This is a genomic window from Alteribacter keqinensis (assembly GCF_003710255.1).
Taxonomy (GTDB): Bacteria; Bacillota; Bacilli; order Bacillales; family Salisediminibacteriaceae; genus Alteribacter; species Alteribacter keqinensis.
Window position 1 is genome coordinate 102,246 of sequence record NZ_RHIB01000001.1, and the last position, 13,294, is coordinate 115,539.

The following is a 13,294-nucleotide window of genomic DNA, read 5'->3' on the forward strand; positions in this document are numbered from 1 at the left end:
TATATTTCAGGAGCGATTTATCAGCGCCGCTTTTGTTTGTTCGGATTCTCGTTGACTAAAACACTTTTGTCCCAGCCTCTATTCTTGTTTTAACCGAAAGGATGACTGCAAAAGGAGGTCCATTCAAGTCGTAAAAAGTGCAAATCAAATATAATCACTCCTGGTTTTAAGACAAACACCTCATTTCATAAGGATGAAAGAGAGATTACGTCTAAGATATGGAGGGACTGCTTTGATTACACGAATAAACAAATTACAAATTGAACTGCCAATGCCGAAGAACCCGGATGCCAACGCGGCGGCTGCTGTACAGGAGCTTTTAGGCGGTAAATTTGGAGAGATGTCCACCCTTAACAACTACATGTTTCAGTCGTTCGCATTCAGACAGAAGAAAAAACTGAAGCCTTTTTATGACCTGGTAGCAAGTATTACTGCAGAGGAATTTGGTCATGTGGAACTTGTATCGAACACCATTAATCTGATGATTCAAGGGACGACGTTTCCTGGAGACCCGAATCTTGCCCCGATGCAAAATGGGAAAGACAAACGCAATTCATACCACTTTATTGACACAGCCCAGACAGCCAAACCATTTGATTCCATGGGGGCCGGATGGAATGGAGCTTCCAATGTCTTTAACAGTGGAAATCTGATTCTCGATCTGCTGCACAACTTTTTCCTCGAGTGTGGAGCAAGGACTCACAAAATGCGGGTGTATGAAATGACGGATAACCCTGTGGCACGGGAAATGATCGGTTATCTCCTTGTGCGTGGCGGCGTCCACATCATGGCTTATGCAAAAGCCCTTGAAATAGCGACAGGTGTGGATATGACAAAAATGCTCCCGATTCCGAACCTGGATAACGATAAGTTTGAAACGGCAAGAAAGTTTGAAGCCGAAGGTGCCCACCGTAAGCTTTACACGTTCAGTGCCAATGATTACAAAGATGTGGCGAAAATCTGGAAAGGGGAGCACCCTCTTCAGGGAGGCCAGCTGGAAGTCATTCAAGGGACACCGCAGGGTGGACCGATCCCAGATCTGCCTGAAATCCCGGAAAGTTTTGCACCGGGCATTTCAGAGGAAGACTTCAGGGAAATTGCCAAACGGCTTCAGCGTTCAGCCGGAATATAAGAAAACGAATATGCCTCATAAGGTCTTACCGCCTTATGGGGTATTTTTGTACTGTGAGCAGACCTTTGATTTCGTTTTATATCTTCAATGTGTTTCTACACAATCCAGCAATTTTAAAGAGGTTTCTGGTATTTACCGGAAGAAAAATGCCATATTTAGTCTCTTTAAGTAAAAAAGTTTTCGGCAATTTAACAATTTTTTGCTAGAATAGGAATATGATAACTCATGTGTGAAGATTAGAGGTGAGAATGATGACGGAACGATCTGCCAATAACATACACAAAAAGCTCCTCACACTTCCCCGTGAAGGAGATAACCGTACGTATGATTCTGATGCTTTGATCCTTGACAGGCTAAGCGATGCTATCGTTGCTCTTGATCATCATTTTACGGTTACATACGTAAACCAGGCGGCCTCCAGGCAGCTCCATACAAAAAAAGAAGACATGCTCGGTCAAAATATATGGGGAATATTCCCTGATGCTATAAATACAAGAGTATATGACGCTTATCACAAAGCGATGGAAGAAAGAGTACCGGCAGAGGTGGAGTATGAATACTTCTCCCCGTTGAAGACGTGGTTTAATTTGCGTGTGTATCCATCTGAAGAAGGGGTCACTGCTATTTTCAGAGATGTAACCCGCCGCCAGATCGCCATGCTGGCAGTTGAACAGAGCTACCGTACCCTTTTCCATGAACATCCGGATGCGGTGTGTTCGATCGACCTGGATGGTTACTATCTGTCCGTTAACCAGGCCTTCGAGAAGTTATTCGGATTAAAAGAAAAGAAACTTGCAGGCCGGGAGTTCGTTTCCCTTTTACCTGATGAGCAGGCCAGAAAAGCAGAGGAACTTTTCACCCTGGCCAAAGAAGGAAAACCTGTAACACAGGATTTTGATCTGACTGAAATAAAAGGAGAACCGTTCTTTGTACAGTGTACGGCCCTGCCGATCATTGTGGAAACAGAGATTATCGGTGCCTATGGGATTTTAAAAGATATAACAAGCCAGAGGCTGAACACTCTTGAATTAAAGCGGATGAACCATATGAACCAGCTCATCCTTGAGTCTGTGGAAGATGGGATTCTCGGTATTGATAAAGATTTTGATGTTGTCATGTGGAATGAAGCTGCCGAGGAGATGACAGGATTCGGGCGGGACGAATTGAAACCGAATTTCATTATCCAGCTACTGTCCACCCTCTATGAAGGGGAAATGGAAGAACTGACACAGAGTTTTAAAAGAGGTTCAGGCCTGGCAAAAAAAGAAGTGATACGAAAAAGTAATATAACCCTTTACCGTAAGGACGGAACCCCTTATCTTGCTGAATTTACCGTCACTCCTATGGTTTCTGATGAGGAAGTGGTAGGGAGCGTATTTACTTTCAGGGACATTACAGAAAAAAGAAAGTCTGAAGAGATGCTTCATCAGTCTGAAAAGCTGTCTGCAGTAGGTCAGCTTGCAGCAGGAATTGCCCATGAAATAAGAAATCCTCTTACGTCTTTGAAAGGTTTCCTGCAGCTGATTGAAATCTACGGAAACGAGAAGAAAGAGTACTTTGATATCATGAAGTCAGAGTTTGGCAGGATCGAACAGATTCTTACGGAGTTGTTGATTTTGTCCAAACCTCAGACTCTCACAAAAGAGACGTGTGAAATGAGTGAAATGCTTTCCCACATAAGCACCCTGCTTGAAACGCAGGCCATCATTAAAAACATCGGTATCGAAAAAGAGTTCACAGCCAGTGATGTGTACATAACCTGTGCCCAACACCAGATCAAACAGGTATTTGTGAATCTGATCAAAAATGCAATCGAATCGATGGAGTCCGGCGGTGTGATCACAGTGCGTCTTGAAAAATCAGGAAACCAGGCAGTAGTTAAAGTGATTGATCAAGGCTGCGGAATTCCGAAAGAAAAGCTCGCCCGGATCGGGGAACCCTTTTATTCAACGAAGGACACGGGAACGGGACTGGGGCTCATGGTTACATTTAAGATTATTGAAGAGCATGGTGGTACAGTTACGATTGACAGCCGTGTAGGAGAAGGGACCACATTTACAATCGCATTTCCTATAACACAACCGTAAACTGCAGCTGGTAAGGGCTGAAATTGTCCTTATGAGCTGCTGTTTTTTGAGAAGATGTTACTAATGGTAAGCTGTGGAGGGCAGTGGTATTACCGGGCTGCCATTGGATATGCATGAAGCTTTATAGTAAAATCCATAGAAGAGAACACGCGAGGAGTTGTCATGCATGAACCGACTGATAAAAATAACTGTATTTCTGAGCCTTCTGGCAGTAGCAGCTGTTGGCTGTAATTCTGCAGAGGAGGAAGCACAGGAGACCTTTGAGAATTTCATCAACGCTCTTGATGGAGGGACGATCAGCGAGATTACCGCATATGTGACCGATGATTTTATGGAAGAGGAATTCGGTGTGACGAAAGAGGATTTCGAGAATGACGCTGAACTGATTGACGAGCAGATGGGTGAACTGCTCGCTATGTTTAACTATGAGATTCTGTCTTTTGAAGTAAGCGAAGAAACGGATGAACAACTAATTGCTGCCTACGAAATTACCATCGAAGAAGAAGAAACAGGTGAAACAGAAACAGAAGGCGGCGTTGTCACCCTGGAAAACCACGACAACAACTGGCTGATCAGTCAGATGGACGAATAATCGGAGGCAGTTTACCACCCGGCACGAGTTTCGTGTCGGGTTTTAGTTGTGCGCCCGGTGCATCAAGGGGTCCATCAAGGGGTCTGTCCCCGCACAATAGTGTGTAAAATTGTGGTGGGAGTGGGGTGGGGGAGGCTGTAGCAGGATGTTCAACAAAAAAACTAGAGAAAGTGATTAACACCTCGAAAACGGGAAATTCCTCATTAAAAACGGAAAATCAACCTATCCCGCCAGTGACAGGCCTGCGACTGCCCATACTCTTGACAACTTTTTTTTGATATGATAATTATTTATTGTGGTTAGCACTCGGGAACAGGGAGTGCTAAAAAGGACTTTTACATATAAATGAAGGGGAAGATGATATGGTGAAGAAGCAGTTTGAAGCAGAATCGAAACGATTGCTGGATATGATGATTCACTCGATTTACTCACAGAAGGAGATTTTTATTAGAGAGCTCATTTCCAACTCCAGTGATGCGATTGACAAGATGTATTATAAAGCCTTGACGGATGATTCCTTAACATTCGAAAAAGATGATTATTTTATAAAAATCTCTGCAGACAAAGTAAAACGAACATTAACGATCAAAGATACAGGAATCGGGATGACGCAGGACGAGCTCGAGGAAAACCTAGGGACAATTGCGAAAAGTGGTTCTTTAGCTTTTAAAAATGAAAACGAAATCAAAGACGGCCACGACATCATTGGGCAATTCGGCGTTGGCTTTTACTCGGCGTTTATGGTAGCCGATGCTGTAACGGTGTATACAAAATCAGTGTCAGATGAGACAGGTTATAAGTGGGAATCTACAGGTGCGGATGGCTATACTGTAGAGCCGTTTGATAAAAAAGAAGTGGGCACAGAGATTATCCTTACTTTAAAAGAGAATACAGAAGAAGAGAGCTATGATGATTTCCTTGAAGAATTTCGTCTCAAGCAAGTAATCAAGAAGTACTCCGACTTTATCCGCTATCCAATTAAGATGGATGTAACGGAGCGCAAGCTGAAAGAAGGTAGCGAAGGTGAATACGAAAGCGTTTTTGAAGAGAAGACCGTCAACAGCATGGTGCCGATCTGGAGAAAGAATAAGAGCGAGCTCAACGATGAGGACTACGAGAACTTCTATCAGGAGAAGCATTACGGATTCGACAAGCCATTAAAGCATATTCACGTCAGCGTCGACGGGGCTGTGAGGTACAACGCAATCCTGTATATTCCATCAACGATGCCATTTGACTATTACAGCAAAGAGTATGAGAAAGGTCTCGAGCTATATTCGAACGGGGTCCTAATTATGGAAAAGGGCCCGGAGCTGCTTCCGGATTACTTCAGTTTTGTAAAAGGTCTTGTAGATTCAGAAGACCTCTCGTTAAACATCTCAAGAGAAATGCTTCAGCATGACAGGCAGCTGAAGCTGATTGCGAAAAACATTAAAAACAAAATTAAGAATGAACTGAAAAAGCTCCTCAAAGATGAGCGTGAGATGTACGTAAAGTTCTTCGGAACGTTCGGCAGACAGTTGAAATACGGTGTCTACAGTGACTTTGGTGCCAACAAAGACGACCTTAAAGAGCTACTCATGTTCTACTCATCAAAAGAGAAAAAGCTGATCACACTGCAAGAATATGTTTCCAACATGCGGGAAGATCAGAAGTACATCTACTATGCAACAGGCGACAGCTATGACCGCATCGAGAAGCTTCCGCAAACGGAAGTCGTCCTGGACAAAGGATATGAAATCCTCTACTTAACGGATGAAATTGACGAATTTGCGATCAAGATGCTCGCAACGTTCAATGAGAAAGAATTCAAATCCGTTTCAAGTGGCGACTTGGGCTTTGATGAAGAAGAAAGCCAAAAGGCGGAAGAGGAAGACAAAGCGAACAAAGACCTTTTTGAAGAAATGAAAAAGCATTTAGAAGGAAAAGTAACAGACGTTCGCGTATCCAAACGTCTGAAATCTCACCCGGTCTGCCTCACAAGCGAAGGAGAAGTCTCCATTGAAATGGAAAAAGTCCTTCAGGCAATGCCGGACAACCAAAACGTCAAAGCAGACAAGGTACTCGAAATCAACACGAATCACGACGTGTTCCAAACATTAAAGAACGCGTTTGAAAATGATAAAGATCAAGTCAAACTGTACACGAATCTCCTTTACAACCAGGCACTGTTAATCGAGGGGCTTCCGGTGGAAGATCCGCTCGCCTTCTCAAACGACATCTGTAAAGTAATGGTATAAAAACTTGAGCCCTGTCACGTTGTGGACAGGGCTTTGTTTCAGTGGACGGCTGTGGGGTCTGACCCCGCACAATTTTGTGTAAAATTATGGAATAGAACGAAGCGGGATGAGAAAAGCTGGTGAGAGGGTACTGGGGAAGATTGCATATTGCAAATGCCCATTCCTGGCTCTATGATATGGATAGGAAATATGCCGGATAAGGTGATGAAAATGATAAAGAAACTGATTTTGCTCACAGTACTCCTTGGGGTGCTCGGCTACTTTGGATATAACCTGGCACTTGATTACGCTTCTAACAGAGTTGCAGATCAGGTGCGGCATGAGGTTCTTACAGAAGAAGTCAGGAACGACCTTCTGAATAACCCTGAATTACAGGCAGTCGCTGAAAAGTATGGAAATCGTGAACTGACCGCAGAAGAAAAAGATGCTCTTCCTTTTACAACAGCTGAAGAGGCGACACGGGTCCTTATGTCGAAGTTCTCGCTTTCGGAGCTGTACAGCATTTCTTCCAAAGCCTCGGGAGGCATGACAACTGAAGAGCAGGCTGAACTGGAAACCCTCCTCAGAAGCCGTCTTACGGATGATGAGATAGAAGCGATCATGGTGATCGGCCTGTCAGAAATTAAAAATGCGTTCTAAACTTTAAAATGGACATTCCTTCGTGAAGCATTTTGGGTTTGTGGATATAGAGGTAACGGCAAGAAGGTAATCGCAAAAGAATAAAAGGGAATCCCCCGTTCGATCTCGTACTTGATTAAGTAGCAGAGCAGGAACGAGGGATTTTTCTATGTGGCTTAACGACGCAGTAATCTGGACGATTGCGGTTTTTGCGGTGGTTGGTGCAGTTGACCGGATCTTTGGAAACCGGTTTGGATATGGGGAGCAGTTTGAGAAGGGATTTCTTGCCATGGGGCCGCTGGCGCTTGCCATGGTGGGGATTATTTGTTTTTCACCTGTGGTGGCGGAATGGCTGAGGCCGGTGTTTATTCCGGCGGCAAACCTGACGGGGGCAGATCCGTCCGTTTTTGCGGGGATTCTCTTTGCGATTGACATGGGGGGGTATCCGTTATCTGTGGAGCTTTCGGAGACAGACCAGGCGGGGCTTTTTTCGGGAATTATCCTGGCGACGATGCTCGGTCCGACGTTTGTGTTTACAATTCCTGTCGCGCTTGGGCTGATAAAAAAAGACGATCACCGCTTGTTTGCACGGGGGATTTTGATTGGTCTAGTTCCTGTGCCGGCGGGGGCTTGGCTTGCCGGGGTAATGGCGGGGTTTCCGACGTGGATGGTGCTGGTCAACCTTGTACCGGTGCTTGTTGTGAGCGTGTTTGTTATGGCGGGGCTTGTCCTTTTTCCAAACGGGATGATCCGGGGATTTATCTGGCTTGGGAAAGGGATTGTGGCTCTGTTTACCATCATGGCCGGGGTGATCGGGTTTGAAGTTCTTACAGGTGTTAACGTAGTGGCAGGAACGTCTCCTGCAGGGGAGGCGTTTATGATTGTGGGAATGATTGCGATCACCCTGTCCGGTGCGTTTCCTTTCGTTCATTTTTTAAAAGGGATTCTCGGTGGTGTGATTGCACCTGTTGCGGCGAAGCTTAATGTAAAGCGGGTTTCCCTTGTGGGGCTTGTATCGTCTCTTGCCCACAGTATCCCTGTGTTCCAAGTGCTCCATGAGATGGACAGCCGTGGCAAGGTGATGAATGTGGCATTTGCTGTGAGTGGAGCGTTTGTCCTCGGAGGGCACCTCGGGTTCGTGTCGTCGGTTGAGCCTCAGATGATTGTGCCCATGATCGCAGGCAAGCTATCAGCAGGTTGTCTGGCGGTGGGGCTGGCTCTGATTACTGTGAAAGGGATTGAAGAATCATGAGAGCCTCCACCGACTTTTCACGGTTGGCAAATCAAGTACCTTTAACCTGAAACACCCCTCCGGTAAATGTCGGAGGGGTGTTTCAGGTTCTATGCACGTACTTTTCCTTTAATAAGGGCAAGCCGGGATTTTAATTTTTCCAAAAAGGGCTGGTATCGTGTCTGAGTAGCTTGAGTGGCTGGTTCAAGAGGCTCTCGAGTATGTACGGTTTTTTCTTCAGGTGCAGGAGCCGGTGTGCTTACCCAGTGCTGCCAAAGCTGTTTGTGTACTGCCGCTTTATCGGAATAACGACTTTTACCATAATAATAGCTTTTAACAAAATTAGAATAATAGCAGAATCTGTGCCATTGAATTCGAAAAGTACGGTTTTCACTAATACGGCTGAACGGCTTCATATGAGACCCCTTTCTGTTGTTAGTTCTTTTTTCTATATAGTTTCCAATACCCCTATACCCAGGCATGGTAAACATTTAATCACAAAGTAAAGACAGGCTGAGTTATTTGTATGAGCCATCGCTAATCACGATGACATCAGCATTACGGTTGTCTGTTTTATTAGAATCTGTGAAATTTATCTCTGTTTTTGACGGGGGAGAAGCTAACATGACTAAATGGGTGGCTAACCTGTTTAAAGACGGCGCTAACCTGTTTAAAGGCCGCGCTAACCTGTTTAAAAGGATAACAAACCTGTTTAAACAAGATCCGCCCTGTCCCATTGCCCGGACCTGAAGTATAAATAATTCCCCCTTGAAATCGCATACATTATTGTGTATTGTAATAGTCAAAGAAATATCCGAAACGTTTTGGAGGGCAGCCGATGGCAACGATAAAAGATATTGCAAAAATGGCAGGTGTCTCTGTTACTACAGTTTCGCGGGCATTAAACGGCTACAGTGATGTAAACCCAAAAACAAGGGACCGCATTAAAAAAGTAGCAGAACAATTAAATTACAGTCCGAATGCTTTAGCAAGAAGCCTGGTTATGAGCAAATCCCATACGATCGGCCTCCTTGTTTCAGAATTAAACCGTTCCGGTGCAAAGGACATGTTTACGTATGAAGTCATGTGTGGAATCAACGACGCAGCATCAGATGAGAACTATGATTTGATTCTCTTTAGCACAAACCCTGTTAAACAGGAGCAAAAAAGCTACTCCCAGCTTTGCCGGGAACGGCAGGTTGAAGGGGTCATCATGCAGGGAATCAAAACAGATGATCCTTATCTGGAAGAGGTTATTGAATCGAACATTCCCTGTGTTCTTGTGGACGTAGAGCTGGAAGGTGACAACGTTGGCTATGTGTCAACGGACAACGTATTTGGGGCCCAGATGGCCATGAGGCATTTGATTAACCTGGGTCACGAAAACATCGCCATGATGAACGGGCACAACCAGGCGAGAGTGAGTCAAAGACGTCTTGAAGGGTACGTAAAAGCCCTCGAGGAAGCAGGATTACCGGTTTACGATCACTACGTTGCTGAGGGTGATTATTTAGAGCCGAAAGCCGAAACAGAAGCAGTGAAACTCCTGACTGATCAGCCGGAAATCACGGCCATTTTTTGCGCCAGTGATTTGATGGCACTGGGGGTGCTCCGGGCAGCTGAACGCCTCGGACGAAAGATACCTGAAGAATTATCTGTGGTAGGTTACGATGACATCGTGCTCGCGCAGTATGCCCATCCGCCCCTTACAACGGTAGCCCAGGATAAATACCAGATCGGTTACGAATCAGCCCGGTTACTTACAGCGATGCTTCAGCAAAAAACGAAAAAAAGAAAAGTTATACTGGATAATCAGTTAATTGTAAGGGGATCCACTGCTCCGCCAAAATAATGCGATCCTCTTACACGATAACCGAAACGTTTCGGTTATTTTTAAGAGTTAAACCCGAAACGTTTCGGAAATAATTAGCAATTAGGAGGCCCACAACGATGAACTACCGCGTAATCAAAGAAAACGACGTATTTTTACTTACTGACGAAAAAGGAAACATTCCAAAAGACCACCCATACGGACCGGGTTTATATTCAAAAGACACACGATTTTTAAGCAAGATGGACCTGAAAATCAACGGACAGGAGCCGATTCTCCTGTCATCGGAAGCCGAAGAAAGCTACATCGCTTCCATGATTCTTACAAACCCGCACATGGAACAGGACGGAAACGTTGAACTCTGGCGTGAATCCGTTGAGCTGACAAGAAAGCGTTTCATCTACGAAGACGTTTTCTACGAAATGATTACGGCTAAAAATTACAACCCGAAGCGTACAGCTTTTGATATCAGCCTTCATGTAGATGCCGACTTTAAGGATATGTTCATCGTCCGGGGGTTCCAAAACGGTAATATCGGTTCGAGGGGAGAAACAACCCTTGAAAACAACCGCCTTGTTCTTACTTACAACGGTGCAGATGATGTGAAGCGTGAAACAGCAATTGCGTGGAATGAGGAAGCCTCCTCTGTAAATAAAGAAGGAGACGTTCACTTCCATCTTGATCTCGAACATGAAGAAGCACGAACCATCGTCTTTACGTTTGCACCAACAATCGATGGACAAGCCCCAAAAACGTATCCGCCTGAGGGAGCGCTTGAAAACCTTGCTGTTTCATACCGGGAGTGGGAAGAAGAAACCACACAGGTTAAAACCGACAACGAAGCACTGCAAAGGCTGATTGACCGGGGAATCGGGGACTTAAGAATCCTCCTTACAGATCTCGGACATGGACGTTTTCCCGTTGCCGGACTGCCGTGGTTTGGTGTTCCATTTGGACGTGACAGCCTGATTGCCGCTCTGCAGATGCTTCCGTTCAACCCGGACGTAGCCAAGGGTACACTCAAAACGATGGCCAGCACGCAGGGACAGTCAAAAGACAGCTGGCGTGACGAAGAACCGGGCAAGATCATGCACGAAATGCGCTTTGGTGAGCTTGCCAATACGGGCCAGATTCCATTTACTCCTTACTACGGAACGATCGATGCGACTCCGCTTTTCCTCGTGTTGTTAAGCGAATACATTAAATGGACAGGTGACCTGGATCTTTTCACGGAGCTTGAACCGAACGTGGAAAAAGCGCTCGAGTGGATTGACAGCTACGGCGACCGGGACGGGGATCTGTTTGTGGAGTACCACCAGGAATCGTCCAAAGGCATTGCCAACCAGGGGTGGAAAGACTCAGGTGATTCCATCGTTCACCGAAACGGGGATTTGGCAAAAACACCGATTGCGTTGTCCGAAGTACAAGGCTATGTGTATCAGGCAAAAGAAAGCATTGCTGCCATTTACGAGAAACATTCTGAAGGCCAAAAAGCTGAATCCCTTCGAAATGAAGCAGCAAAACTTAAAGAAGCATTTGAAAAAGCCTTTTGGATGGAAGATGTGAACTTCTACGCACTGGCACTCGATGAAGACAAGAACCAGGTCGGTACAATTACATCAAACCCGGGACACGTATTATTCTCCGGCATGCTTGATGAAGACCGTGCTCAAACGGTGAGCCGCATGCTTGTCTCAGACAAAATGTTTTCAGGATACGGCATTCGGACGATGGGGAAAGGTGAAGCGGGTTACAACCCGATGAGCTATCATAACGGAACGATTTGGCCTCACGACAACAGCATGGTCATTCTCGGAATGAGTAAAACAGGAAACAAATCGGACGCTGCAAAAGCGATGAAAGGCTTGATTGATTCGGCTGCTTCCTTTGAATATGATCGTCTGCCTGAATTGTTCTGCGGGTACGATGCAAAAGGAAAAGCGGTTAATTATCCGGTTGCCTGCTCACCTCAGGCGTGGGCTGCAGGAACACCACTGCTATTTATCCAGTCCATCCTGGGTTTGTTCCCTGACAGCTTAACAGAAACGATTGAACTCAACCCGGTGCTGCCTGAAGGCACAAACGAACTGGAAGTAACGAACCTGTCTATCGGAAAAGGACAGCTGAGCGTTCGTGTCACTGGAAAAGATGACGGCTTTAAGACAGAAGTTTTGTCCAATACGACCGGTTTTACTGCAGTAACGAATAGATATCACCATCCGAAAGGGGAATGAACGAAGATGAAAAAAGCAAACTGGCTGAAAGTACTAGGTATGGGTTCATTAGTGACGGTTGCAGGAGTCTTGACGGCATGTGGTGATGGTGGAAACGACGCAGGGGGAGACGGAGAAGAGGAAGTGACGATCCGTTTGACCGGGTGGCAGTCATCTCCAACGGAACAACGGTATTTTGAAGAAACGATCGCTGCCTTTGAAGATGAGTATCCGCACATTAACGTACAGGTTGATACGATTGCCGATCAGTACATGGATGTTCTTCGTACCCGCCTTATTGGAGGGGAAGCAGCGGACGTATTTTTCCTCGATGCCTTTGAAGCACCTGGCCTTATTCAATCAGGCGTTCTTGAGCCGCTCGATGACTACATTACAGATGAATTCGATATTGAAGATTTTCAGGAGCCATTAATTGACGCTTTCCGCCGTGATGACCAGCTTTGGGGACTTCCGAAAGACACATCTACACTCGCTCTTTTCTATAACGAAGATCACCTCGAAGAAGCAGGTTATGACGGCCCGCCTGAAACGTGGGAAGAGCTTGAAGAAATGGCCGAAACACTCACGGAGGGGAACCGCTACGGATTCGGTGTCGTAACGGACCTTGCCAGACTTAAGTTCATCGCAGAATCCGGCGGGGGACAAATTGTTGAAGACAACCGTGCCAGCTTCTCAGACCCAAGCGTTCTTGAAGCACTGCAGCCGATTGTGGATATGAGAAACGAAAAAGAAATCGCTGCGTCACCTGCTGACGTAGGTGCCGAGTGGGGCGGAGACATGTTCGGGACAGAGCGTGCGTCCATGATCATCGAAGGAAACTGGATGCTTGAGTTCATGGAAGACACGTTCCCGGATGTCAACTACGGTGTTGCTGAAATCCCGACAATCAACGGTGAACAAGGATCGATGGCTTACACGGTGTCTTATTCGATGAACAGCGCGTCTGAACATAAAGACGAAGCATGGCAGTTAATAGAGTTCTTGACCGGCAAAGAAGGTATGGAGATCTGGACAAGCTCCGGTCTTGCCCTACCATCCCGTGAAAGTGTAGCTGAAGAACTTGATTATGTCGATGACGAGCTGTACGCACCATTTATTGAAGCCGCTTCCTACGCGACGGTCTGGGCAGACGACACGAACCTGCCGATCATCAATTCAAACTTTGAAAACCAGTTCTCCAGTGCGTTTTTAGGTAACCGCAGTCTTCAGGAAGCACTGGAAGAAGCAGAGCGTGTAGCAAACAACGAAATTCAGGACTAACAGATGAGGGTCTGTCATCCGGGAGTCTTTATACTCCCGGGGACATCCCTTTTCCTATATACACGCCTA

At 45.8% G+C, this 13,294-nt stretch carries 11 protein-coding genes; 10 read left to right on the plus strand and 1 reads right to left on the minus strand.

The features are described 5' to 3' along the window. Window positions 1-232: 232 nt before the first annotated feature. The 6 genes from EBO34_RS00480 to eutH all read left to right on the plus strand — a co-directional run bounded on the left by EBO34_RS00480 (window position 233) and on the right by eutH (window position 7,921). Complete coding sequence (locus EBO34_RS00480; protein WP_122896010.1) at window positions 233-1,132, plus strand: manganese catalase family protein; 900 nt, start codon at window positions 233-235, stop codon at window positions 1,130-1,132. A gap of 251 nt (window positions 1,133-1,383) precedes the next feature. Continuing rightward, the gene (locus EBO34_RS00485) at window positions 1,384-3,219 is read left to right on the plus strand and encodes a PAS domain-containing sensor histidine kinase (protein ID WP_183163648.1); all 1,836 of its coding nucleotides are present in this window, start codon (window positions 1,384-1,386) and stop codon (window positions 3,217-3,219) included. Window positions 3,220-3,385: 166 nt separating this feature from the next. Next, window positions 3,386-3,811 (plus strand): hypothetical protein, encoded by a 426-nt coding sequence (locus tag EBO34_RS00490; RefSeq protein WP_122896012.1) that lies wholly within the window; start codon window positions 3,386-3,388, stop codon window positions 3,809-3,811. Between the two features lie 362 nt (window positions 3,812-4,173). Beyond that, on the plus strand, window positions 4,174-6,051 hold the full coding sequence (gene htpG, locus EBO34_RS00495) for a molecular chaperone HtpG (RefSeq protein WP_122896013.1): 1,878 nt from the start codon (window positions 4,174-4,176) through the stop codon (window positions 6,049-6,051). Window positions 6,052-6,261: 210 nt separating this feature from the next. Next, the gene (locus EBO34_RS00500; RefSeq protein ID WP_142996754.1) at window positions 6,262-6,690 is read left to right on the plus strand and encodes a hypothetical protein; all 429 of its coding nucleotides are present in this window, start codon (window positions 6,262-6,264) and stop codon (window positions 6,688-6,690) included. Between the two features lie 148 nt (window positions 6,691-6,838). Next, window positions 6,839-7,921 (plus strand): ethanolamine utilization protein EutH, encoded by a 1,083-nt coding sequence (gene eutH, locus EBO34_RS00505; protein ID WP_122896015.1) that lies wholly within the window; start codon window positions 6,839-6,841, stop codon window positions 7,919-7,921. An 89-nt stretch (window positions 7,922-8,010) separates the two neighbouring features. On the opposite strand, the gene EBO34_RS00510 is transcribed toward eutH, so the two are convergent. Continuing rightward, entirely contained in the window at window positions 8,011-8,316 is a 306-nt protein-coding gene (locus EBO34_RS00510; RefSeq protein ID WP_122896016.1) for a hypothetical protein, read from the minus strand. A 208-nt stretch (window positions 8,317-8,524) separates the two neighbouring features. Here EBO34_RS00510 and EBO34_RS21010 point away from each other — a divergent pair, with 208 nt between their 5' ends. From EBO34_RS21010 to EBO34_RS00525, 4 genes are all read left to right on the plus strand, one after another. Further along, window positions 8,525-8,650, plus strand: coding sequence for a hypothetical protein (locus EBO34_RS21010; protein ID WP_283234571.1), 126 nt, complete (start codon window positions 8,525-8,527; stop codon window positions 8,648-8,650). Between the two features lie 88 nt (window positions 8,651-8,738). Then, on the plus strand, window positions 8,739-9,752 hold the full coding sequence (locus EBO34_RS00515) for a LacI family DNA-binding transcriptional regulator (RefSeq protein WP_122896017.1): 1,014 nt from the start codon (window positions 8,739-8,741) through the stop codon (window positions 9,750-9,752). A 98-nt stretch (window positions 9,753-9,850) separates the two neighbouring features. Then, on the plus strand, window positions 9,851-11,965 hold the full coding sequence (locus EBO34_RS00520; protein WP_122896018.1) for an amylo-alpha-1,6-glucosidase: 2,115 nt from the start codon (window positions 9,851-9,853) through the stop codon (window positions 11,963-11,965). A 6-nt stretch (window positions 11,966-11,971) separates the two neighbouring features. Beyond that, window positions 11,972-13,225, plus strand: coding sequence for an ABC transporter substrate-binding protein (locus EBO34_RS00525; protein WP_122896019.1), 1,254 nt, complete (start codon window positions 11,972-11,974; stop codon window positions 13,223-13,225). Window positions 13,226-13,294 lie beyond the last annotated feature (69 nt).